General features: G+C 73.8%; 4 protein-coding genes. All 4 read left to right on the top strand.

Annotation, left to right across the window (positions count from 1 at the left end; translation table 11 throughout):
- Nucleotides 1-75 precede the first annotated feature (75 nt).
- Genes AB0B57_RS23115 through AB0B57_RS23100 form a run of 4 tightly spaced genes read left to right on the top strand, consistent with a single transcriptional unit; the run spans nt 76 to nt 25,854 of the window.
- Complete coding sequence (locus tag AB0B57_RS23115) at nt 76-4,482, top strand: amino acid adenylation domain-containing protein (protein WP_357073345.1); 4,407 nt, start codon at nt 76-78, stop codon at nt 4,480-4,482.
- Nucleotides 4,479-14,885 carry an amino acid adenylation domain-containing protein gene (locus tag AB0B57_RS23110; RefSeq protein WP_357073342.1) on the top strand — a complete coding sequence of 3,469 codons (10,407 nt, stop codon included), beginning with the start codon at nt 4,479-4,481 and terminating at the stop codon, nt 14,883-14,885. The genes AB0B57_RS23115 and AB0B57_RS23110 overlap by 4 nt, the downstream gene beginning before the upstream one ends.
- The gene (locus AB0B57_RS23105; protein WP_357073339.1) at nt 14,882-25,648 is read left to right on the top strand and encodes an amino acid adenylation domain-containing protein; all 10,767 of its coding nucleotides are present in this window, start codon (nt 14,882-14,884) and stop codon (nt 25,646-25,648) included. Before AB0B57_RS23110 ends, AB0B57_RS23105 begins: the two co-directional genes overlap by 4 nt.
- A complete protein-coding gene (locus AB0B57_RS23100) occupies nt 25,645-25,854 on the top strand; it encodes an MbtH family protein (RefSeq protein WP_357073336.1) in 210 nt (69 codons plus the stop codon). Before AB0B57_RS23105 ends, AB0B57_RS23100 begins: the two co-directional genes overlap by 4 nt.
- The last annotated feature ends 7 nt before the right edge of the window (nt 25,855-25,861 follow it).

Genomic DNA, 25,861 nt, shown 5'->3' with positions numbered 1-25,861 from the left:
GCGCCTCGAATCCGGACATTTAGGCCAGCCTTACCTTACCGACTTCGACCGCCCCGGCCCATCAGGAGCGACTGTATGCAGATCATCGGTGGCAGCACCGGCGGCACCGTGGCGGACCGGGCGGCACTCTCCAGTGGCGGCCCGCTGACCGTCGCCCCCACCACCCTCCCGGACGCGTTCGCGCGGACGGCTCGCCGTGACCCCGACGCGGTGGCGGTGGTCTTCGAGGACGTCGAGGTCACCTACGCCGAGTTGGACGCCAGGGCCAACAGGTTGGCGCACCTGCTCGTCGCCCGGGGTCTGGGACCGGATCGGGTGGCCGGGCTCGCCGTGCCGCGCTCGGTCGACATGATCGTGGCGGAGCTGGCCGTGCTGAAGGCCGGCGGCGCCTACCTTCCGCTGGACCCGGCCGACCCGGCCGAGCGGCTCGCCTACCTGGTCGGCGACGCGCGACCAGTCTGCCTGGTCACCACCTCCGAGGTGGCGGACCGGCTGCCGCGCGCCGACGGTGTGCCCCGGCTGCTGCTCGATGCCCCCGAGGTCGTCGCCGAGCTGGCGGACGCGTCGACCGACGACCCCGAACGGCCCGGCCTGCGGGTCGAGCACGCCGCCTACGTCATCTACACCTCGGGCTCGACCGGCCGCCCCAAGGGCGTGCTGCTCACCCACACCGGCGTGGCCAAGCTGCTCTCCACCCAATTCGAGCGGTTCGGGCTCACCCCCGACGTCCGGGTCCTGCACTTCGCCTCGCCGAGCTTCGACGTGGCGTTCTGGGATCTCTGCCTGGCCCTGCTCTCCGGTGGGCGACTGGTCATCGTCCCCGCCGAACGCCGCGTCGCCGGGCCGGCCCTCACCGAGTACGCCATCCGGCACCGGGCCAACTTCATGATCCTGCCGCCGGCGCTGCTGGCCGCGCTGCCCCCGGAGTGTGACCTGCCACCGGGCATCCTGCTGGCCGGCACCGAACGGGTGTCGCCGGAGTTGGTCGCCCGCTGGGCACGGGATCGCCGCATGTTCAACGCGTACGGCCCGACGGAGGCCACCGTCAACTCCACGCTCGGCGAGTGCGACCCGGAGCGGATCGACAGCTCCTCGGTCCCGATCGGACGCCCCGACCCGGGCACCGACGCCTACCTGCTCGACGACACGTTGCGGCCGGTCGAGCCCGGTGTGCCAGGCGAGCTCTACCTCGCCGGTCCGGGCCTGGCCCGCTGCTACGTCAACCGACCGGACCTGACCGCCGAGCGGTTCCTCGCCGACCCGTACGGCCCACCCGGTCGACGGATGTACCGCACCGGTGACGTGGCGAGCTGGCGGGCGGACGGACGGCTGGACTTCCTCGGGCGGGTCGACGACCAGGTGAAGGTGCGCGGATACCGCATCGAGCTGGGCGAGATCGAGTCGGTGCTGGCCCGCCACCCGAACGTCGGCCAGGTCACCGTGCTGGCCCGCGAGGACCGCCCGGGTGACGTGCGGCTGGCGGCCTACGTCGTACCGAGCGAGGACGAGGCACCGCAGGACCGGGCCGACAGCCAGGTCGCCGAGTGGAAGGAACTGCACGAACTGCTCTACCAGGCCGGCCGGGTCGAGCGCTTCGACGAGAACTTCACCGGCTGGAACAGCAGCTTCGACGGCTCGCCCATTCCGTTGAAGCAGATGCGCGAGTGGCGGGACACCACTGTCGACCGGATCCGGTCGCTGCGGCCCCGGCGCGTCCTGGAGATCGGTGTCGGCAGCGGGTTGCTGCTGTCTCGGCTCGCCCCGGAGTGCGAGAGCTACTGGGGACTCGACCTCTCCGAGCAGGCCATCGACACGCTACGGGCCGCGGTGTCGACGATTCCCGGGCTCGCCGAACGGGTCACGCTGCGCGCCCAACCGGCGCACGACCTGACGGGGGTGCCGACCGGCTGGTTCGACACGGTCGTCATCAACTCGGTGGTGCAGTACTTCCCGAGCGCCGACTACCTGAGCGGCGTGCTGCACGAGGCGGCCCAGCGACTCGCCCCCGGCGGTGTGATCTTCGTCGGAGACGTCCGCAACCTGCGCCTGCACCGGACGCTGCACGAGGCGATCCAGACCAGCCGTGGCGTGGCCCCCGCCGCGTTGGACGCCGCCGTCGAGGCGGCGGTCCGCGCCGAACGGGAGCTGCTGCTCGACCCGGACTACTTCGCCACGCTGCCGACCGGATCGATCCGGGGCGCCGAGGTGTGGGTCAAGCGGGGCGGCTACGACAACGAGCTGAGCGGCTACCGCTACGACGTGGTGCTGACCACCGAGGCGGCGCCCGCGCCCACACCCGAGACGACGTACGCCTGGGCCGGGCACCTGGACGACGTCCGGAAGCAGTTGACCGCCGGCCCACGACGGCTGCGGGTCACCGCGGTGCCGAACGCGCGCCTGGGCGGGCACGACGCCCCGTCCGTCGAGGACTTCCACGCGCTGGCCGACGCATCCGGCTACCACGCCGTGGTGACCTGGGACGGCTCCTCGACAAGCGGGGACCTGGACGTCGTCTTCGAACGCGGCACCGAGCCCCGCCACGCCTACCGTCGGGGCGCGGTGGTCGCGCACGCCAACACCCTGACCGCGGTCGCCGATCCGGCGGCCCTGGTGAAGGCGCTGCGTCTGCACGCCGAGTCCTGGCTGCCCAGCTACATGGTGCCGACCGGCTTCGTGCTGCTGGACCGCCTGCCGGTGCTGACCAGCGGCAAACTCGACCGGGCCGCGCTGCCCGCACCTGACTACGCCGCCCAGGCCACCGGCACCGCGCCCCGCACGCCCCGCGAGCGGGTGCTCTGCGAGCTGTACGCGGACGTCCTGGGCGTCCCCGGGGTCGGCATCGAGGACGACTTCTTCAGCCTGGGCGGGGACAGCATCGTCTCCATCCAGTTCGTGCTGCGCGCCCGCGCGGTCGGGCTGGTCTGCACCTCACGTCAGGTGTTCGAGCTTCGGACGGTGGCCGCGTTGGCCGAGGTCGTCACCGAGCTCGACACCGGCGCCCGGGACCAGCCCGACGACGGGGTGGGCGACATCCCGTTCACGCCGATCCTGCGCTGGCTCGACGAGACCGGCGGCGGAATCGACGCGTTCAGCCAGTCGATAGTGCTCGCCACGCCGGCCGGAGCCACCGAGGCCGACCTGGCCGCCGTGTTGACCGCGCTCACCGACCGGCACGACCTGCTGCGCTCGCGGTTGGTCCGCGCCACCCCGACGACGCCGGGCCGGCTGCACGTCGCGCCGCGCGGCGCCGCCCGGCCGTGGCTGCGGCGGGCCGAACCCGGCGCGGTGTTCGAGGCCGAGGAGCAGGCCGCCGCCGGCCGGCTCGACCCCGAGTGGGGGGTGATGGCCCAGGCCGTCTGGTTCGACCGCGGGCCCTCCGCGCCGGGCCGGCTGCTGCTGGTCCTCCACCACAGCATCGTGGACGGCGTCTCGTGGCGGATCCTGCCGGCCGACCTCGCCGCCGCCTGGGAACAGCGGATGGCGGGGCGTACCCCGGTCCTGGAACGCACCGGCACGTCCTTCCGGCGGTGGGCGACAGCCCTCACCGAGGCGGCCCGGCGGCCGGAACGCACCGCGGAACTGGCGCTGTGGCAGCGCATCCTGACCGGCGCGGACCCGGCGTTGACGCGGCGTCCGCTGCGGCCGGTGGACGACCTCGCCACGGTCACCCGGCACACCGTGCGACTGCCCGCCGCGACCACCGAGCCGCTGATCACCACTGTCGCCGCCGCCTTCCACGCCGGCATCAACGACGTGCTGCTCACCGCGCTGGCCCTGGCGATGATCGACTGGCGGACCCGGCACGGGAAGGGCGCCGAGCGCTCGGTGCTGATCGCCCTGGAGGGGCACGGCCGGGAGGAGCAGGTCGTCGCGAACGCCGACCTCACTCCGGCGCTCGGCTGGTTCACCACAGTCTTCCCCGTCCGCCTCGACCCCGGTGACGTCGACATCGCCGAGGCGTTGGCCGGTGGCCCGAGCGCCGGCACCGCGCTGAAGCGGCTCAAGGAGCAGCTGCGGGCCATCCCGGACCACGGCATCGGGTACGGGATGCTGCGCTACCTCAACCCGGACACCGAGCCTGAGCTGGCCGCCCGTCCCGCCCCGCAGGTCAGCTTCAACTACCTCGGCCGGTTCACCGCCTCGTCCGGCGACGGTGGGAGCTGGACGCCGGTGGCCGGGCACGGCATCCTGGCCGGCGGGTTCGACCTGGGCATGCCCGTCGCGCCGTACGCCTTGGAGATCAACGCCTACGTGCAGGACACCACTGCCGGCCCGGAGCTGGGGGTGACCTGGGCGTACCCGCGTGAGCTGCTGGACGACGCGGCGGTGGCCGACCTGGCCGCGACCTGGTTCGCCGCGCTGGAGGCGCTCGTCGTGCACGCCCGCGGCCCGGCCGCCGGCGGGCTCACCCCGTCCGACCTGACGCTGACGCTCAGCCAGGACGAGATCGACGAGTTCGAGGCCGAATGGGAGCTCTCGTGACCGCGACCGCCACCCCCGGGCAGGCCTCCGGGATCGCCGACATCCTGTCGCTGACCCCGCTCCAGGAAGGGCTGCTGTTCCACGCGCATCTCGCCGCGGACGGCCCGGACGTCTACACCGGACAGTTGACAGTCGCCCTGGACGGGCCACTGGACGCCGAGCGGCTGCGGGCCGCCGGGCAGGCCCTGCTCGACCGCCGGCCCAACCTGCGGGTGGCGTTCCGCCGCCGCAAGAACGGGCAGTCCGTGGCCGTGGTGCCACGGCACGTGCCGCTGCCCTGGGCCACCCTGACCCTGACCGAGGACGACCTCCCCGGCTTCCTCGACACGGACCTCTCGACCCGGCTCGACCCGGCGACCGCGCCGCTGCTGCGGATGACCCTGGTCCGCCTCGGTCCGCACCGGCACCGGCTCGTGCTCACCCACCACCATCTGCTGCTCGACGGTTGGTCGGTGCCGCTGCTGCTGGACGAGTTGATCGCCCTCTACCGGGGCGACCCGCTGCCGGAGCCCGCCGACTTCCGCGACTACCTCGCCTGGACCGCCGCCCAGGACCGCCCGGCGGCCGAGGCCGCGTGGCGCGCGGCACTGGCCGGGCTGGACGGGCCGACCCTCCTCGCTGGCCGTCCGCCGGCCCACGCGGTCGTTCCGCAGCGCCTCGTGCGTGACCTCCCGGTCGAGGCGACCACTCGGCTCACCGCCCTCGGCCGCGCCCGTGGGCTCACCCTGAACACCATCGTTCAGGGCGCCTGGGGCATCGTGGCCGGCGCGCTGACCGGCCGCGACGATGTGGTGGTCGGCGCGACGGTCGCCGGGCGTCCGCCGGACCTGCCCGGCGCCGACACCATGATCGGCCTGTTCATCAACACCATCCCGGTACGCATCACCCTGGACCCGGCCGCGCCGGTGGCGACAGTGCTGCGCCGCCTGCAGGACGGGCAGGTGCGGCTGATGGAGCACCAGCACCTCGGGTTGGCCGAGATCCAGCGGCTGGCCGGGCACGGCGAGTTGTTCGACACCCTGACGGTCTTCGAGAACTACCCGCTGGGCGAGTCGCTGCCGGCGCCGACAGACGGCGTCCGCGTCACCGGCGCGGACGTCCGCGACTGCGCGCACTACCCGCTGACGCTGACCGCGCGTCCCGGCCACCGGCTGCACCTCGATCTGGAGTACCGCGCCGACCTGATCGACCCCGACGCCGCCGCGACGCTCCTGGACCGGCTGACCCTGGTGCTGACCCGGATCTGTGCCGCCCCGGACGCGCCCCTCGCCGCCGTCGACGTGCTGACCCCGGTGGAACGGGACCGCGTCCTGCGGGGCTGGAACGACACCGCCAGGCCGGTGCCCGACACCACGGTCAGCGCCCTGTTCCACGAGCAGGCGGCCCGGACGCCCACCGCTGTCGCTCTCGTCGCGGACGAACGCGAGTGGACCTTCGCCGAGGTGGAGCGCTGGGCTGCCGGCCTGGCCGGGGCGTTGCGCGAGCGCGGCGTCACGCGTACCGACCGGGTGGCGCTCGCGTTGCCACGGGCGCTCACCGTGCCGGCGGTGTTCGGCGTGCTCGACAGCGGCGCGGCGTACCTGCCGCTCGACCTGAACCAACCGACCGACCGGCTCACCGCGATGCTCGACGACGCGCAGCCGGCGATCCTGGTCACCACCGGGGACACCGACGTGCCCTGGTCGGGCCCTCGGCTGGTGGTGGGCTCGGCGGTGCCGCAGGCAGAGCCGTTCGTGGCGGGGCCGTCGGCGGACGACCCCGCGTACGTGATCTTCACGTCGGGGTCGACGGGCCGGCCGAAGGGTGTGGTGGTGCCGCACCGGGGCATCGTGAACCTGTTCGCGTCGCATCGCGAGCGGCTGATGGCCGGCCCCCGGCGTCGGGTGGCGCACGTCGCGTCGTTCACCTTCGACGGGTCCTGGGAACCGCTGCTCTGGCTGCTCGACGGGCACACCCTGCACGTCGTCGACTCGGACGTCTACCTCGATGCCGCCGCGCTTGTCGGCCACCTGCGTACGCAGCGGATCGACGTGTTGGACGTGACGCCCACCTATCTGCGGGAGCTGGTCGCGGCCGGGCTGTTGGACGCGGGCTTGAGCGTGCTGCTGGTCGGTGGCGAGGCGATCGACGAACGGTTGTGGCAGCAGGTGTGCGCCACGCCGGGGTTGACCTGTCACGACCTGTACGGGCCGACCGAGGCGTCCGTGGACGCGTACGGGTGGCACGGCCCGGAGCGGTCGGCGTACCGACTGGCGAACGTCCGCACCTACGTCCTCGACGCCGCCCTGCGGCCGGTGCCGCCGGGCGTGCTCGGTGAGCTGTACGTGGCCGGGGTGGGGCTGGCGCACGGATACCTGAATCAGGCCGGGTTGACGGCACAGCGGTTCGTGGCCGACCCGTACGGTCCGGCCGGTACGCGGATGTACCGCACCGGGGACCTGGCCCGATGGAACCGCGACGGGGTGCTGGAGTTCGCCGGCCGCGCGGACGGGCAGGTCAAGGTACGCGGCTTCCGCATCGAGCTGGGCGAGATCGAGGCCGCCCTCGGCCAGGCCGCCGTGGTGCTCCGCGACGGCAGGCTGGTCGCCTACGTCGTGGGTGGACCCGTCGACCTGGACCGGCTGCGCGCCACGTTGCCGGACTACATGATCCCCTCGGCGTTCGTCGAGGTGGACGCGCTGCCCCGCACCATCGCAGGGAAGCTCGACGTCGCCGCGTTGCCCGCTCCGGACTTCGCCGCGTCGAGTGTGGGTCGGACCGCCCGCAACAGCCGCGAACAGCAGCTGTGTGACCTGTTCGCCGAGGTGCTGGGCCTGCCGTCGGTGGGCATCGACGACGACTTCTTCGCCCTCGGTGGCCACTCGCTGCTGGTCATGCGCCTCGCCGGTCGGGTGCGGGCCGTCCTCGGTGTCGAGCTGCCGGTCCGCGCGGTCTTCGACACACCCACGGTGGCGGGTTTGCTGCCGAGGCTTGTCGGGTCCAGCCGAGCACCGCTGGTGGCCGGAGCACGCCCGGACCGGGTGCCACTGTCGTACGCCCAACAACGGCTGTGGTTCCTCTACCGGCTCGAAGGGCCGAACCCGACGTACAACATCCCGATCGCCTGGCGGCTGCGCGGCCGACTGGACCCGGACGCGTTGGTCGCGGCCATCGGCGACGTGGTCACCCGCCACGAAACCCTCCGCACCATCTTCGGCGAGCAGGACGGCGGCGAGCCGTACCAGCAGGTCCTGCCCGCCGCACCGGTCGCGGTGCCGGTGACGGACATCGCCGAGGCGGACCTCCCCGGGCGGCTGGCCGAGATCGGCGGGTACGGATTCCGCCTCGACCACGAGCCGCCGCTGCGCGCCCAGCTCTTCCGGATCGCACCGGACGAGCACGTGTTGCTGCTGCTGTTGCACCACATCGCCGGCGACGAGTGGTCGGATGTGCCACTGCGCCGCGACATCGTGGCCGCCTACACCGCCCGCTGCGCCGGGCTGGTGCCGGCGTTCCCGCCGCTGCCCGTGCAGTACGCCGACTTCGCGCTGTGGCAGCGCGCCGAGTCGGGCGCGCTCACCGCGCAGGTCGACGGCTGGCGGGAGGCCCTGGCCGGGCTGCCCGACGAGGTGGACCTGCCGGCCGACCGGCCCCGCCCGGCGCAGGCCGGTAACCGTGGCGACGTGGTCGACTTCACGCTGCCCGCCGAGGTGACCGAACGGCTGCGTGCGCTGGCCCGGTCCACCGGGACCTCCATGTTCATGGTGGTGCAGGCGGCGGTGGCGGTGTTGCTGTCCCGGTTGGGCGCAGGCACCGATGTGCCGTTGGGCGCACCGGTGGCGGGCCGACCGGACGCCGCGTTGGACGACCTCGTCGGGTTCTTCGTGAACACGCTGGTGCTGCGCACCGACACCTCGGGTGACCCGTCGTTCCGCGAGTTGCTGGCCCGGGTGCGGGAGACCGACCTGGCCGCCTTCGACAGGCAGGACGTGCCGTTCGAACACCTCGTGGAGGCGCTGAACCCGGTCCGGTCGTTGGGCCGGCACCCGCTGTTCCAGACGATGGTCTCCTACCTCGGCGAGGCCGACGCCGCCTGGCACCTCGGGTCGCTGCGCGTCGAGACCGAGCGGGTACGCCAGCACGTCGCGATGTTCGACCTGTCCTTCGACTTCTTCGAGACCCGCGGCGGCGTCCGAGGCGAGTTGGAGTACGCCACTGACCGGTTCGACAGTTCGTCCGCCCAGACCCTCGTCGAGCGGTTGCAGCGGGTCCTCGCCACCGTCGCCACCGACCCGTCGACGGTGGTGAGCAGGATCGACGTGCTCGCCCCCGCCGAGCGTTCCCGGCTGCTGGCCGTGCCGGCCACCACACCGATCCCGCCTGGCTCCATCGTGGACCTGTTCGTCGCGCAGGCGGCGGCCAGCCCCGAGGCGGTGGCCCTGGTCTCCGGCGGACGCGCCTGGACGTACGCCGAGTTGGACGACTGGTCGTCGCGGCTCGCCGGTGCGCTGGCCTCGTACGCCGGGGGCCTCGTCGCGCTGGCCACCTCCCGCCCGCTCACCGTCCCGGCGATCCTGGGCGTGCTCAAGGCGGGTGCGGCGTACCTGCCGCTGGACGCGTACCAGCCGACCGACCGGATCGCGGCGATGCTCGACGACGCGCAGCCGGCGATCCTGGTCGCCACCGGGGACACCGACGTGCCCTGGTCGGGCCCTCGGCTGGTGGTGGGTTCGGCGGCGCCGGAGGCGGAGCCGTTCGTGGGTGCGCCGTCGGCACACGATCCCGCGTACGTGATTTTCACGTCGGGGTCGACGGGCCGGCCGAAGGGTGTGGTGGTGCCCCACCGGGGCATCGTGAACCTGTTCGCGTCGCATCGGGAGCGGCTGATGGGCGGCCCCCGGCGTCGGGTGGCGCACGTCGCGTCGTTCACGTTCGACGGGTCGTGGGAACCGCTGCTCTGGCTGCTCGACGGGCACGCGTTGCATGTGTTCGACGACGACGAGTACCGCGACGCGGGTGTTCTCGTGTCGCGGCTGCGTGACCAGCGGATCGACGTGCTCGACGTGACGCCCACCTACCTGCGGGAGCTGGTGCCGGCGGGGGTGTTGGACGCGGGCCTGAACGTGCTGCTCGTCGGTGGCGAGGCGATCGACGAACGACTGTGGCAACAGGTCTGCGCCACGCCCGGGTTGACCTGTCACGACCTGTACGGGCCGACCGAGGCGTCCGTGGACGCCTACGGGTGGGAGGGTCCGGACCGGTCGGCGTACCGGTTGGCCAACGTGCCCACCTACCTCCTCGACGCCGGACTGCGGCCGGTGCCCCCGGGCGTGCTCGGTGAGCTGTACGTGGCCGGGGCGGGGCTGGCGCACGGATACCTGAACCAGGCGGGCCTGACGGCGCAGCGGTTCGTGGCCGACCCGTACGGTCCGGCCGGTACGCGGATGTACCGCACCGGGGACCTGGCCCGGTACAACCGCGACGGGGTGCTGGAGTTCGCCGGCCGCGCCGACGGACAGGTCAAGGTGCGCGGCTTCCGGATCGAGCTGGGCGAGATCGAGGCCGCCCTCGGCCAGGCCGCCGTGGTGGTGACCGACGGCCGGCTGGTCGCCTACGTGGTGGGTGGGCCTGTCGACCTGGACCGGCTGCGCGCCACGTTGCCGGACTACATGATCCCCTCGGCGTTCGTCGAGGTGGACGCGCTGCCCCGCACCATCGCAGGCAAGCTCGACGTGGCGGCACTTCCCGCCCCGGACTTCTCCGAGCTGGTCGGCGGCACGGCCGCCCGCAACAGCCGCGAACAACACCTGTGCGACCTGTTCGCCGAGGTGCTGGGCCTGCCATCGGTGGGCATCGACGACGACTTCTTCGCCCTCGGCGGCCACTCACTGCTGGTCATGCGCCTCGCCGGCCGGGTGCGGGCCGTCCTCGGCGTCGAGCTACCGGTCCGCGCCGTGTTCGACACACCCACGGTGGCGGGTTTGCTGCCGAGGCTTGTCGGATCGAGCCGAGCACCGCTGGTGGCCGGAGCACGCCCGGACCGGGTGCCACTGTCGTACGCCCAACAACGACTGTGGTTCCTCTACCGGCTCGAAGGGCCGAACCCGACGTACAACATCCCGATCGCCTGGCGGCTGCGCGGCCGCCTGGACCCGGACGCGTTGGTCGCGGCCATCGGCGACGTGGTCGCCCGCCACGAAACCCTCCGGACCGTCTTCCCGGACGTCGACGGGACCCCCTACCAGCACATCCTCCCACCGGATGCCGTCCCGGTCGCGTTCCACGAGGGCGGCGACGTCGACGCCGCCGCCGAGCACGCGTTCGCGCTCGATCGGGAGCCGCCGCTGCGGGTCGACGTGTTCCGGGTGGCACCGGACGAGCACGTGTTGCTCCTGCTGGTGCACCACATCGCCGGTGACGAGTGGTCCGACGAACCGTTGCGCGCCGACCTCACCGCGGCGTACGAGGCACGCCGCGCCGGACACGCCCCGGCGTTCCGACCGCTCCCCGTGCAGTACGCCGACTTCGCGCTGTGGCAGCGCGCCGAGTCGGGCGCGCTCACCGCGCAGGTCGACGGCTGGCGGGAGGCCCTGGCCGGGCTGCCCGACGAGGTGGACCTGCCGGCCGACCGGCCCCGCCCGGCGGAGGCCAGTCACCGGGGTGACCTCGTCGACTTCGTCCTGCCCGACGCGGTGGCGCGCGACCTCCGGCAGTTGGCCCGATCGACCGGGACCTCCCTGTTCATGGTGGTGCAGGCGGCGGTGGCGGTGTTGCTGTCCCGGTTGGGCGCGGGCACCGATGTGCCGTTGGGCGCACCGGTGGCGGGCCGACCGGACGCCGCCCTGGACGACCTCGTCGGGTTCTTCGTGAACACGCTGGTCTTGCGGACGGACACCTCGGGTGACCCGTCGTTCCGCGAGTTGCTGGCCCGGGTACGGGAGACCGACCTGGCCGCCTTCGACAGGCAGGACGTGCCGTTCGAACACCTCGTGGAGGCGCTGAACCCGGTCCGGTCCCTGGGCCGGCACCCGCTGTTCCAGACGATGGTCTCCTACCTGCCGGGCGGGGGCGACACCTGGACACTCGCCGAGCTGACCGGGACGCCCGAACCCGTCGGACACCGTACGGCGATGTTCGACCTCTCCTTCGACTTCGCCGACGCTCCGGACGGCGGCATCGAGGGAAGCCTCGAATTCGCCACCGACCGGTACGACCGCGCGTCCGCCCAGATCCTTGTCGAACGGTTGCAGCGGGTCCTCGCCACGGTCGCCACCGACCCGTCGGCGGTGGTCAGCCGAATCGACGTCCTGAGCCAGGACGAACGGGACCTGCTGCTCGCCGTCGACGCCGACGCGACCACACCGCCGGGGTCCATCGTGGACCTGTTCGAGACGCAGGCATCGACCACACCGGCGGCCGTGGCGCTGGTCTCCGGTGGCCGGTCGTGGACGTTCGCCGAGTTGGACAGGTGGTCGTCCCGGCTGGCCGGCGTGCTGGCCGGACGCGGCGTCGGCCGGGGTGCCCTGGTCGCGCTGGCGGTATCGCGCCCGCTCACCGTCCCGGCGATCCTGGGCGTACTCCGGGCCGGAGCGGCGTACCTGCCGCTCGACGCGCACCAGCCGACCGACCGGATCGCCGCGATGCTCGACGACGCCGCGCCGACGCTGGTGCTCACCACCGGCGACACTCCCCTGCCGCCGGACCACGCCCACCTGCTGCTCGCCGAGGCCACCCTCTTCGAGGGCCCGATCGGCAACCCCGACCGCCCCCGGGCCGACGACCCCGCGTACGTGATCTTCACGTCCGGGTCGACGGGCCGGCCGAAGGGCGTGGTGGTGCCCCACCGGGGCATCGTGAACCTGTTCGCGTCGCATCGGGAACGGCTGATGGCCGGCCCTCGGCGTCGGGTGGCGCACGTCGCGTCGTTCACGTTCGACGGGTCCTGGGAGCCGTTGCTCTGGCTGCTCGACGGGCACACCCTGCACGTCCTCGACGACGACGAGTACCGCGACGACGCCGCGCTGGTCGCCTACGTCCGCCGCCACCACCTCGACGTGCTGGACGTGACGCCCACCTACCTGCGGGAGCTGGTGCCAGCGGGCCTGTTGGACGCGGGCCTGAGCGTGCTGCTCGTCGGTGGCGAGGCGATCGACGAACGACTGTGGCAACAGGTCTGCGCAACTCCCGGGTTGACCTGCCACGACCTGTACGGGCCGACCGAGGCGTCCGTGGACGCATACGGGTGGCACGGCCCGGAGCGGTCGGCGTACCGGTTGGCGAACGTCCGCACCTACCTCCTCGACGCCGCCCTGCGGCCGGTGCCACCAGGGGTGCTCGGTGAGCTGTACGTGGCCGGCGCGGGGCTGGCCCACGGGTACCTCAACCGGGCCGGGCTCACCGCGCAGCGGTTCGTGGCCGACCCGTACGGTCCGGCCGGTGCGCGGATGTACCGCACCGGGGACCTGGCCCGATGGAACCGCGACGGGGTGTTGGAGTTCGCCGGCCGCGCCGACGGGCAGGTGAAGGTCCGCGGCTTCCGCATCGAGCTGGGCGAGATCGAGGCCGCCCTCGGCCAGGCCGCCGTGGTCCTCCGCGACGGCAGGCTGGTCGCCTACGTCGTGGGTGGACCCGTCGACCTGGACCGGCTGCGGGCCACGTTGCCGGACTACATGATCCCCTCGGCGTTCGTCGAGGTGGACGCGCTGCCCCGCACCATCGCAGGGAAGCTCGACGTGGCGGCACTGCCCGCCCCGGACTTCTCCGAGCTGGTCGGCGGCACGGCCGCCCGCAACAGCCGCGAACAACACCTGTGTGACCTGTTCGCCGAGGTGCTGGGCCTGCCATCGGTCGGCATCGACGACGACTTCTTCGCCCTGGGCGGCGACAGCATCGTCTCGATCCAACTGGTCAGCCGGGCCCGCGCGGCCGGCCTCGGCATCAGCCCCCGGGACGTGTTCCGGCACAAGACCCCGGCCGGGCTGGCCCAGGCCGCCACCGTCGACGCGCCGGTGGCCGAGGACCCGCGCGAGGCGTACGGGAGCGCGCCGCTCACCCCGGTGATGCGCTGGCTCGCCGAGGTGCGGGGCCCGACCACCGGCTACAGCCAGTCGATGCTGCTGCACGCCCCGGCCGGGCTCACCGCCGCCGGGCTGGCCGAGGTGGTGCAGGCGCTCGTCGACCGCCACGACCTGCTGCGCGCCCGGGTGACCGAGGCCGGTGTGCGGATCCCCGAGCCCGGCGCGCCTGTCGACGTCGTGCGGGTGACCGCGTACGACGAGAAGAACCTGCCCGCGATCACCGCCGCGGCCCGCGACCGGCTCGACCCCGCCCGGGGTGTCATGCTCCAGGCGGTGCTGCTCGAACCCGGGCACGTGCTGCTCGTCGTGCACCACTACGCCGTGGACGGGGTGTCCTGGCGGATCCTGCTGCCCGACCTCGCCGCCGCCTGGGCGGCCCGGCAGGCGGGCACCCCGATCACCCTCCCGCCCACCGGCACGTCGTTCCGCCGCTGGGCCCGGGAACTCGACGGCCTCTCCCGCGACCCGCGGACGGTGGCGCAACTGCCGTACTGGACCGAGGTTCTGGCCGGGCCGCGCGCCGCGCTGGGCAGCCGACCTCTCGACCCGGCCCGCGACCGCACCGGCACCTGCGACGAGATCACCATCGAGCTGCCACCGGAGGAGACCCAGCCGCTGCTCACCACGGTGCCCGCCGGCTTCCACGCCGCCGTCGGCGACGTGCTGCTGACCGGGCTCGCGTTGGCGCTGCGCGACTGGGCCGGCGGTGCCGGCTGGCTGGTCATGCTCGAAGGGCACGGCCGCGAGGAGCACCTGGTGGCCGGCGCCGACCTGTCCCGCACGGTCGGCTGGTTCACCAGCGAGTACCCGGTCCGACTCGACCTCGGCGCGGAGCAACACGGTGACGCCCTGAAGACGATCAAGGAGCGGTTGCGGGCGGCGCCGGACAACGGCGTCGGCTACGGCCTGCTGCGCCACCTCAACCCCGAGACGGCAGGCGTGCTCGCCGGGTACGGCCCACCCCTGATCGGCTTCAACTACCTCGGCCGGTTCGCCGCCGGGAACGCCGACGAGGGCCCGTGGGAACCGGCCGGCGAGGGCTGGGGCGGCGGCGCCGACGACGGCATGCCCGCCGACTACCCGCTGGAGATCAACGCGACCGCCGAGGACCACGCCGACGGGCCCCGGCTCGCCGCGACCTTCACCTGGCCGCGGGACCTGCTCACCGGTGAGCAGGTCCGTGAGCTGGCCCGCCGCTGGCAGGAGGCGCTGCGAGCGCTCGCCGCCGACCCGGGATCCGGGGGTTACACCCCGTCCGACCTGAGCCTGGTCGAGGTGAGCCAGGCCGACATCGACAGCCTTGAGGCCGAGTTCGCCGACCTCGAGTCCGAGTGGGAGACGCAGTGACCAAGAAGACCGGGCTCGAGGACGTCCTGCCACTGACGCCGTTGCAGGAGGGGCTGCTCTTCCACGCGCTCTACGACACCGACGCCCCCGACGTCTACACCGTGTCGACCGCGCTGGACCTGACCGGGCCGCTGGACACCGTCCGGCTGCGCGACGCCGGGCAGGCGCTGCTCGACCGGCACGCCAACCTGCGGGCCGGGTTCCGGCGTACCGCAAAGGGCAGCACCGTCGCCGCGATTCCCACCCGGGCCCGGCTGCCCTGGGCCGAGCACGACCTGAGCGGCCTGCCCGAGGCCGAACGCACCGCCGAACTCGACCGGCTCGCCGCCGCCGACAGGCACCAACGCTTCGACATGGCCCGTCCGCCGCTGCTGCGGATGACGCTGACCCGACTCGGGAACGCGCTACACCGCCTCACCATCACGCACCACCACATCCTGCTCGACGGCTGGTCCGCGCCGCTGCTCGTGCGGGAACTGCTCGGCCTGTACGCCAAGCCCGGCTCGTTGCCGCCGGTCACCCCGTACAAGGCGTACCTGGCGTGGCTGGCCCGCTGGGACCGGGACGCGGCCACCGCCGCCTGGCGGGACGCGCTCGCCGGGCTGAACGAACCGACCCGGATGGCACCCGCCGGCACCACGCCCGAGCCGGTCGTCCCCGGCTCGGTGGAGACCGCGCTGCCCGCCGAGCTGAGCGGCCGACTCACCGACCTCGCGCGTACCCTCGGCGTCACCGTCAACACGGTGGTGCAGGCGGCCTGGGGTCTGCTGCTGGCCCGGCTCACCAACCGCGACGACGTGGTCTTCGGCGCCACCGTCTCCGGGCGGCCGCCGCAGTTGCCCGGCGTCGAGTCGATGATCGGCCTGTTCATCAACACCGTGCCGGTGCGGGTCCGCATCGACCCGGCCGAGCCGGCCCGCGACCTGCTCGTGCGCCTACAGGACGAGCAGGCCGCGCTGATGGAGCACCAGTACCTCGGGCTGGCCGACATCCAACGGCTGGCCGGGCACGGCGAGCTGTTCGACACCCTCACCGTCTTCGAGAGCTACCCGGACAGTCCGGACGCCGCCGAGCCGGTGCCCGGGCTGCGGGTCACCGAGGCGCAGGACGAGGACGCCACCCACTATCCGCTGGTCCTTGTCGCCGAGCCGGGCTCGCGGATCAACCTGGAGATCCGGCACCGCGCCGACGTGTTCGACGCCGACGCCGCCCGCACCATTCTCGACCGGCTGGTCCGCGTCGTCACCGCGCTGGCCGCCGACCCGGCGGCCCCGGTCGGCCGGATCGACATCCTCGACCCGGCCGAGCGTGCGGCCGTCCGCACCGAGTGGAACGGCAGCACGGACGGCATCGTCGCCACCACCTTCCCCCGGCAGTTCGCCGACATGGTCGCGGCGTACCCGGAGAACATCGCCGTGATCTGCGAGGACGAGCAGGTCAGCTACGCCGAGTTGGCCGTGCGTTCGGACCGGCTGGCCCGGGCGCTGGCCGCCCGTGGGGTCGGCCCCGGCCAGGTCGTCGCGGTGGCACTCCCCCGCTCCGTCGACCTGGTCACCGCCCTTGTCGGCGTGCTGCGCTCCGGTGCCGCCTACCTCGCGCTGGACCTGGACTACCCGGCCGACCGGCTGCGCTACATGCTGGCGGACGCCGCGCCGGCCTGCGTCGTCACCCGCGCCGAGCTGGCCGACGCGCTGCCCGGCGACGTGCCCGTGGTGGACGTGGCCGCGTCCGGACCGGACGTGACGCCTGTCGCGCCCGCCGTCGCGGACGCCGCGTACGTCATCTACACCTCCGGTTCGACCGGGCGGCCCAAGGGCGTCGTCGTCACCCACGAGGGCGTCGCGAAGCTGCTCGCCACCCAGCGGCGCCGGCTCGGTGTCACGCATTCCAGTCGGGTGCTGCTCTTCGCGTCGCCCAGCTTCGACCTCGCCTACTGGGAGCTGTGCCAGGCGCTGCTGTCCGGCGGTGCGCTCGTGGTGGTCCCGGCCGAACTGCGCGTTCCCGGCGCGCCGCTCGTCGACTACCTCACCAAGCACGAGGTCACCCAACTGGCCCTGCCGCCGTCGGTGCTCAGCGCGCTGCCCGCCGACTGCCGACTGCCGCTGGGGGTGTCCATGCTCGTCGGCACCGAGGAGGTGCCCGCCCGGCTGGCCGAGCGGTTCGCCGCCGGCCGGCGCATGTTCAACGCGTACGGGCCCACCGAGACGAGCGTCAACGCGACCCTGTGGGAGTGCGCCCCGGTCTCCACCGGCACCGTGCCGATCGGCTATCCGGATCCGGGGCAGTTGGCGTACGTGCTGGACAGCGGCCTGAACCCGGTCCCGCCCGGTATCGTCGGCGAGCTGTACCTGGGCGGTCTCGGCCTGGCCCGCGGCTACCACAACCGGCCCGGCCTGACCGCCGAGCGCTTCCTGCCCGACCCGTTCGCCGGGCGCGGCGGCCGGATGTACCGCACCGGCGACCTGGTGCGCTGGTCCCCGGACGGGGCGTTGGAGTTCGTCGGCCGCGTCGACCACCAGGTCAAGATCCGCGGGTTCCGGGTGGAACTCGGCGAGATCGAGGCTGTCGTGGCCCGCCAGGAGGGCGTCCGGCAGGCCGCCGTGGTGCTGCGGACCGACGGTGGCGTCAAGCGGATCGTCGCGTACGTCGTCGGCGGCACCGATCTCGGCCGGTTGCGGGCGGAAGTGGCCGCCACGCTGCCCGACTACATGGTGCCCGGCGCGTTCGTCGCCCTGGACGCGCTGCCGGTGTCGGTGAACGGCAAGCTGGACCGGGCCGCCCTGCCCGCCCCGGAGTTCACCGCCGACAGCGGGCGCACACCCCGGACTCCCCGCGAGAAGCTGCTCTGCGACGTCTTCGCCGAGGTGCTGGGGGTGCCCGCGGTCGGCATCGACGACGACTTCTTCGCCCTCGGCGGGGACAGCATCATGTCGATGCAGTTGGTCGGCCGGGCCCGGGTCGCCGGCCTGCTGATCTCCCCGCGTCAGGTGTTCCTCCAGCGCACCCCGGCCCGGCTGGTGGCCGTCGCCGGCACCGTGACCGGTGCCGACGCGGTGCCGTCGAGCCTGTCCCTGGTCACCCTCACCGAGGCCGACCGGCGCGAACTGGCTGGCCTCGGCGTCGACGTCCGCGAGGTGCTGCCGCTCTCGCCGTTGCAGACCGGCCTGCTGTTCCACAGCCTGCTCGACGACGCCGGCCCGGACGTCTACACCGTCCGCATGGTGGTCGACCTGACCGGGCCGATCGACGCCACCCGCCTGCGCGCCGCCGGTCAGGCGCTGCTCGACCGGCAGCCCAGCCTGCGCGCCTCGTTCCACCACCTCGGGTCCGGCACGGCGGTCAGCGTCGTCCCGGCCACCGTTGCCGTGCCGTGGACCGACGTCGACCTGTCCGAGGTGGACACCGACGCGAGGGAGGTGGCCTGGCAGCGGCTCCTCGCCGAGCAGGGCCGCCGTTTCGATCCGGCCGTCGCGCCGTTGCTGCGCCTGGCCCTGGTGCGTACCGGCCCGGACGCGCACCGGCTCGTGCTCACCCACCACCACCTGCTGCTGGACGGCTGGTCCCGGGGACCGCTGCTGGCCGAGCTGTCCGCCCTGTACCGCGACGGCGACACCGCGCCGGTGACCGGCCGGCCGTTCCGGGACTATCTCGCCTGGCTGGCCGGGCAGGACCGGCGGACCGCCGAGAACGCCTGGGCCGCCGCGCTCGGCGGCCTGGCCGAACCCACCCGTGTCGCGCCCGCCGACGGGCGTCGTGCCGCGCTGGCTCCCGAGGTGGCCGAGGTGGAGTTGGCCGCGGACCGGACGGCGGCGTTGACCGCGAACGCCCGCGCCCGTGGTCTGACCGTGAATACCATCGTGCAGGCCGCCTGGGCGCTGCTGCTGGCCCGGCTCACCGGCCGTGACGACGTGGTCTTCGGTGCCACCGTCTCCGGGCGGCCACCGCAGTTGCCCGGTGTCGAGTCGATGATCGGGCTGTTCATCAACACCGTGCCGGTGCGGGTGCGCATCGACCCGGCCGAGCCCGCCCACGCGCTGCTGGACCGGATCCAGGACGAGCAGTCCGCGCTGATGGAACACCAGTACCTCAGCCTCACCGACATCCAGCGCGTCGCCGGGCACGGCGAGTTGTTCGACACCCTGCTGGTCTTCGAGAACTATCCGGACGGCGACGCCGACGACGACGGGTTGCCGGTCACCGGCACCGACGGGCACGACGCCACCCACTACCCGCTCACGCTCATCGCCGAGCCCGGCCCGACCCTGCACCTCGCCGTCGAGTACCGGCCCGACCTGTTCGACGCCGCGTACGCCGCCCGGCTCGCCACGGCACTTGTCACGGTCGTCGACGAACTGGTCACCGGGTTGGACGCCCCGGTCGGTCGGGTCGGCCTGCTCGACCGGGCCGGGAGCGCGGCGATCCGGACCGCCGGGACCGGTGCGGTCCGCGAACTGCCCGCGGCGACCCTGCCGGAGTTGGTGGCCGCACAGGTCGCGGCGACCCCCGACGCGGTGGCGCTCGTCGACCCGGACGGTGTCGAGATGACCTACCGCGAGCTGGACGCGCGCACCGAGCGGCTGGCCCGGGTGCTCGCCTCCGTCGGCGCCGGACCGGAGACAGTCGTCGCGCTGGCCCTTCCGCGTTCGGTCGAGCTGGTCGTGGCGATCCTCGCGGCCGGGCGGGCCGGCACCGCGTACCTGCCGCTCGACCTGGACCACCCGGACGCCCGGCTGGCGGCGATGCTCGCCGACGCGCGGCCCGTCGCGGTGCTCGCCGTCGGCGGCACCGCGTCGCGCGTCGCCGGGCTGCCCCACGCTGACGCACCGATCGTGCTGGACGGACCGCTGGACGACCCGGACGTGCGGCTCAGCCCACCCGGCCCCCGGCACCCGGCGTACGTCATCTACACCTCCGGCTCCACCGGGGTGCCCAAGGGCGTCGAGATCGAACACGCCGGCATCGTCAACCGGCTGCGCTGGATGCAGCACGAGTACGGCCTCAGCGTGGGCGACCGGGTGTTGCAGAAGACCCCGGCCGGCTTCGACGTCTCGGTCTGGGAGTTCTTCTGGCCGTTGAGCACCGGGGCCACCCTGGTCATCGCCCGGCCGGACGGCCACCGCGACCCGGTCTACCTCGCCGAGGTGATCCAGCGGGAACGGGTCAGCACCGTGCACTTCGTCCCGTCGATGCTCGCCGCGTTCCTCGCCGAGCCGGACGCGGTCGGCTGCACCACTCTGCGCCGCGTCCTGTGCAGCGGCGAGGCGCTGCCCAGCGTCCTCGCCGACAGGTGCCGGGACGTGCTGCCCGGCGCCGCCCTGCACAACCTGTACGGCCCGACCGAGGCCTCGGTCGACGTGACGGCGTGGCCCGCGGAGCGCGGCACCGGCACGGGCACGGTCCCGATCGGTGCGCCGGTGTGGAACACCCGGGTGAGCGTGCTCGACGCCGGGCTGCGCCCCGTGCCGGTGGGGGTGCCGGGTGAGCTCTACCTCTCCGGCGTGCAGTTGGCCCGTGGTTACCGGGGCCGACCCGATCTGACCGCCGACCGGTTCGTCGCCGACCCGTACGGTCCGCCCGGCACCCGCATGTACCGCACCGGCGACCAGGTGCGCTGGAGCGCGCCCGGGGTGCTCGAGTTCCTCGGCCGGGGCGACGGCCAGGTGAAGATCCGTGGGCTGCGCGTCGAGCTGGGCGAGATCGAGGCCGCGCTGACCGCACAGCCCGAGGTGGGTTCTGCGGTGGTGCTGCTGCGTGAGGACCGGCCGGGTGTCGCGCACCTGGTCGCGTACCTCATCGTGGCCGGCGCCCTGGACGAGGCGGCGTTGCGCGCCCGGCTCGCGACGCTGCTGCCCGCGCACCTGGTGCCGTCGGCATTCGTCGTCCTGGACGCGTTGCCGGTCTCGGTGAACGGCAAACTGGACCGGGCCGCCCTGCCCGCCCCCGACCTCGCCGCCGCGGGCACCGGCACGGCCGCGCGCAACCCGCGCGAACAGGTGCTCGTCGACCTGTTCGCCCAGGTGCTGGCGGTGCCCACGGTGGGCGTCGAGGACGACTTCTTCAGCCTCGGCGGCGACAGCATCATCTCGATCCAGTTGGTCGGCCGGGCCCGCGCCGCCGGTCTGTCGCTCACCCTGCGGCAGGTGTTCCAGCTGCGGACGCCTGCCGCGCTGGCCGCCGCCGCCGGGTCGGCGTTCACCGCCGCCAGCGGCAGCGGTGCGCTCGTCACGCTCACCGACGCCGAGACCGCCGAGATCGCCGGGCGGGGCCTGGACGTGGCGGAGGTGCTGCCGCTCTCGCCGTTGCAGACCGGGCTGCTCTTCCACGCCGCGTTCGACGCCGACGGCCTCGACCTCTACACCGTGCAGATGGTCTTCGACCTGCCCGGCACCGTCGACCCGGCCCGGCTGCGCGCCGCCGCGCAGGCACTCGTGCAGCGGCACGCCAACCTGCGGACGTCGTTCCACCAGCTCGACTCCGGCCGACCGGTCGCCGTGGTGCACCGGGGCGTCACGCTGCCGTGGGCCGAGGCGGATCTGTCCGATCTGGAGGCCGCGCGGCAGGAGGAGGCGTGGCAGCGTTGCCTCGCCGAGGAGGGCCGCCGGTTCGATCCGGCGGTCGCCCCGCTGCTGCGGATGATGCTGGTGCGCACTCCTGACGCGTCCCGGCTGATCCTCACCCACCAGCACATGCTGCTCGACGGCTGGTCCCGAGGGCCGCTGCTGGACCAGCTCGCCGAGTTGTACGCGGGCGTCGACGGTGGCACCGCCCCGCCGCCGTACCGCGACTTCCTCGCCTGGCTGGCCGGGCAGGACCGGTCCGCCGCCGAGCAGGCGTGGCGGACGGCGCTGGCCGGGGTCACCGACGCCACCCGGCTCGCCCCGGCCGACCCGCACCGCGAGCCGGCGGTGCCCGAGCTGGTCGAGCGGGAGCTGACCGAGGCCGTGACCGCGCGCCTGACCGGCCTGGCCCGCTCCCGGGGGTTGACGCTGAACACGCTGGTCCAGGCCGCCTGGAGCATCGTGCTGGGCCGGCTCACCGGCCGCGACGACGTGGTCTTCGGCGCCACCGTCTCCGGGCGGCCGGCGCAGTTGCCCGGCGTCGAGTCGATGATCGGGCTGTTCATCAACACCGTGCCGGTGCGGGTGCGCCTCGACCCGGCCGAGCCGGTGGCCGGGCTGCTGGCCCGGCTCCAGGACGAGCAGTCCACACTGCTCGACCACCAGTACCTCGGGCTGGCCGACATCCAGCGCCTGGCCGGGGTCGGTGAGCTGTTCGACACGCTGCTGATCGTCGAGAACTACCCGGAGCGTGCCGACGACGGGTCGGAGAGCCTGCTCGCCGCCGTCGACGCGGGCGGACGCGACGCCACCCACTACCCGCTCACCTGGGTCGTCGACCCCGGCCAGCGGCTGCGGGTGGGCCTGGAGTTCCGTCCCGATCTCTTCGCCCCGCCGGTCGCCCGGCGACTCGTCGGCGCGCTCACCGCCGTCCTGACCGCGTTCACCACCGACCCGGACCGCGCGGTGGGCCGCCTGGACCTGGTGACGGACGAGGACCGCACCGGCTGGAACCCGCCGCCGCCCGCCGGGAGCGACGACCCGACGGTGGCGGACCTGTTCGAGCGGCAGGTGGCCGAGTCACCGGACGCGCCCGCCGTCGTCTGCGGCCCGGTTCGCCTGACGTTCGCCGACCTCAACGACCGCGCCAACCGGCTGGCCCGGCTGCTGGCCGCCCGGGAGGTCGGCGCCGAGGACGTGGTGGCCCTCGCCCTGCCACGCACCGCCGACGCGATCACCGCGATCCTCGCGGTGCTCAAGTGCGGTGCCGCCTACCTGCCGCTGGACCCGACCTACCCGCCGGCGCGGGTCGCCGCGATGCTCGCCGACGCGCGGCCCGCCGTGCTGCTCACCGCCACCGGGGTCGGTGTCAGCGCGGACGGGCTCGACCGCGTCCTGGTCGACGACCCGGCGTTGGCCACGCTCGCCGGGCACGACCTGACCGACGACGACCGGGTACGCCCGGCCCGCCCGCAACACCCGGCGTACGTCATCTACACCTCCGGCTCCACCGGACGCCCGAAGGGTGTGGTGGTGACCCACCGCAACCTGGTCAACCTGTTCCGGAGCCACCGCGCGCAGTTGCACCTGCCCGCCCGCGCCGCCACCGGCCGCCGTCACCTGCGGGTCGGGCACGCCTGGTCGTTCGCGTTCGACGCCTCCTGGCAGCCGCAGTTGTGGCTGCTCGACGGGCACGCCCTGCACATCGTCACCGAGGAACTGCAACGCGACCCGGAGCAGCTCGCCGAGCTGATCCGGGCCGAGGGGATCGACTTCATCGAGCTGACCCCCTCGCACTTCGCGCAACTCGCCGACGCCGGCCTGATCCGGGACGGGCGCTGTCCCCTCGCCGTGGTCGGTGTCGGCGGCGAGGCGGTGCCGCCCGCGCTCTGGCAGCGTCTCGGCGCGTTGCCCGGCACCGAGGCGTTCAACCTGTACGGCCCGACCGAGGCGACGGTGGACGCTCTCGCCGCCCGGATCGGCGACACCGCGTCCCCGGTGATCGGCCGAGCCGTCGCGGGTGCCCGCGCGTACGTGCTGGACCGGGCCCTGCGGCACACCCCGACCGGCGTGCCCGGCGAGCTGTACGTCGCCGGGGCCGGCCTGGCGCGTGGCTACCTGGGCCGGCCCGACCAGACCGCCGAGCGTTTCCTCGCCGACCCGTACGGTGCGCCGGGTGAGCGGATGTACCGCACCGGTGACCTGGTGCGGTGGACCGAGGACGGTCGGGTGGAGTATCTCGGCCGGGTCGACGAACAGGTGAAGATCCGCGGCTTCCGGGTGGAGTTGGGTGAGATCGAGTCGGTGCTCGCCGCGCAGCCCGGCGTCACCGAGGCCGTGGTGGTCGCCCGGGAGGACCGCCCCGGCGTACGCCTCCTCGCCGGCTACGTGGTCGGCGGCGACGGCCTCGACCTGGCCGCGTTGCGCGCCGCGGTCGCCGTCGAACTACCCGACTACATGGTGCCGTCCGCCCTGGTCCGCCTCGACCGGCTGCCGACCCTGGCCAACGGCAAGCTGGACCGGGCCGTGCTGCCCGCGCCCGACCTCGGCACGAGCGGCGCCGGCCGGGCCCCCCGGACCGACCGGGAACGTGTCCTGGCCGAGGTGGTCACGGCCGTGTTGGGTCTGCCCTCGGTGGATGTCGAGGCCGACTTCTTCGCGTTGGGTGGTGACAGCATCGTCGCGATGCAGCTCGTCGGTCGGGCCCGTGCCGCCGGCCTGCGGCTCACCCCGCGGCAGGTTTTCGCGGAGCGTACGGTGGCCGGGTTGGCCCTGGTCGCGACCGTGCTCGACCGGGCCGACGGCCGGATCGGCGACGGGGTCGGGTCGTTCCCGCTGACCCCGGTGATGCGCTGGCTGCGCGAGGTGGACGGCCCGATCGACGGGTTCAACCAGTCCGCGGTCGTGCAGGTCCCGGCGGGGCTGGGTTGGGAGCCGCTGCTGGCCGCGTTGCAGGCCGTCGCCGACCGGCACGACCTGCTGCGGGCCCGGCTGGACCGCACCGGCGACTGGTCGGTGACCGTGCCGCCGCCGGGCTCGTCGCGGGCCGCCGACTGGACGGTACGCGTCGACGTGACAGGCCTCGACGACCGTGGCCTGTGGGACGCGGTCGTCGAGCAGGCGACAGTCGCGCAGGCCGGGCTCGACCCGGACCACGGGGGGATGATCCGGGCCGCCTGGTTGGACGCCGGCCCGCACCGGCCGGGCCGCCTGCTGCTGCTGGTCCACCACCTGGTCGTGGACGGTGTCTCGTGGCGGGTGCTGCTGCCCGAGATCGGCGCGGCCTGGCGGGACGCGGTCGCCGGCCGTGCACCGCTCACCGCCGCCACCGGCACGTCGTTCCGCCGCTGGGCGACGGGCCTCGCCGAGCGGGCGGTGGACCCGGCCCGGGTGGCGGAGCTGCCGAGGTGGGAGCGGATCGTGCGGCGGGGCGACCCGTTGCCGGTACGCCGCCCGCTCGACGCCGCGATCGACGTGGCCGGCACCCTGCGCGACATCACCCTGACCCTGCCCACCGACGTCACCGAGGCCCTGCTGACCCGCGTGCCGGCCGGGCTCGGCGCCGGTGTCAACGACGTCCTGCTTGGCGCGTTGGGGGTGGCCGTCACCCGGTGGCGGGCCGCGCAGGGCGGCGCGGGCGACGCGGTGCTCGTCGCGTTGGAGGGCCACGGGCGGGAGGAGCACCTGGTGGACGGGGCGGACCTGTCCGGCACGGTCGGCTGGTTCACCAACGTCTTCCCGGTCTGCCTGGACACCGCCGGGATCGACGTGTCGGTGGGCGGTGCGGCGGTGGCCGAGGCGGTGGTGCGGGTCCGCGAGCACCTGGCCGAGTTGCCGGACAACGGCATGGGCTACGGCCTGCTGCGTTACCTCAACCCGGTGACCGCGCCCACCCTGGCCGCGCTGCCGCATCCGCCGATCCAGTTCAACTACATGGGACGGTTCGACTTCCCGGAGGCCGCCGACTGGGAGTTCGCCCCCGAGGCGGAGGCCGCCGAGAACGGCGCCGACGACGCCATGCCCGAGACGTACGAACTGGTGCTGAACGCCCAGACCGAGGACCGCGCGACCGGCCCGCAGCTGGTCGCCACCTGGAGCTGGCCGGACGGCGTGTTTCCCGAAGGCTCGGTGGACGATCTCGCCCGCCTCTGGTTCGAAGCCCTGCACACCCTGGTAACGCACACCCGCACGAGGAGTATCCGATGAGTACGAACCCGTTCGACAACGCCGACGGCACGTTCCTGGTGCTGGTCAACGACGAGAACCAGCACAGCCTCTGGCCGGTCTTCGCCGAGGTGCCGGCCGGCTGGCGGACCGTGCACGGCCCGGCCGGTCGGCAGGACTGCGTGGACTACGTCAACGCGAACTGGACCGACATGCGCCCGCAGAGTCTGATCGACGCCGACCGCTGACCGGCGG

Source organism: Micromonospora sp. NPDC049101, assembly GCF_040648675.1.
GTDB lineage: Bacteria > Actinomycetota > Actinomycetes > Mycobacteriales > Micromonosporaceae > Micromonospora.
Note: the sequence above shows the minus strand (reverse complement) of the source record. Positions and strands in the feature narration are given on the sequence as shown.

Excerpts from the sequence above, each read along its gene's own strand:
- AB0B57_RS23115 (WP_357073345.1), top strand. The coding sequence starts at position 76 with ATGCAGATCATCGGTGGCAGCACCGGCGGCACCGTGGCGGACCGGGCG.
- AB0B57_RS23100 (WP_357073336.1), top strand. The coding sequence starts at position 25,645 with ATGAGTACGAACCCGTTCGACAACGCCGACGGCACGTTCCTGGTGCTG.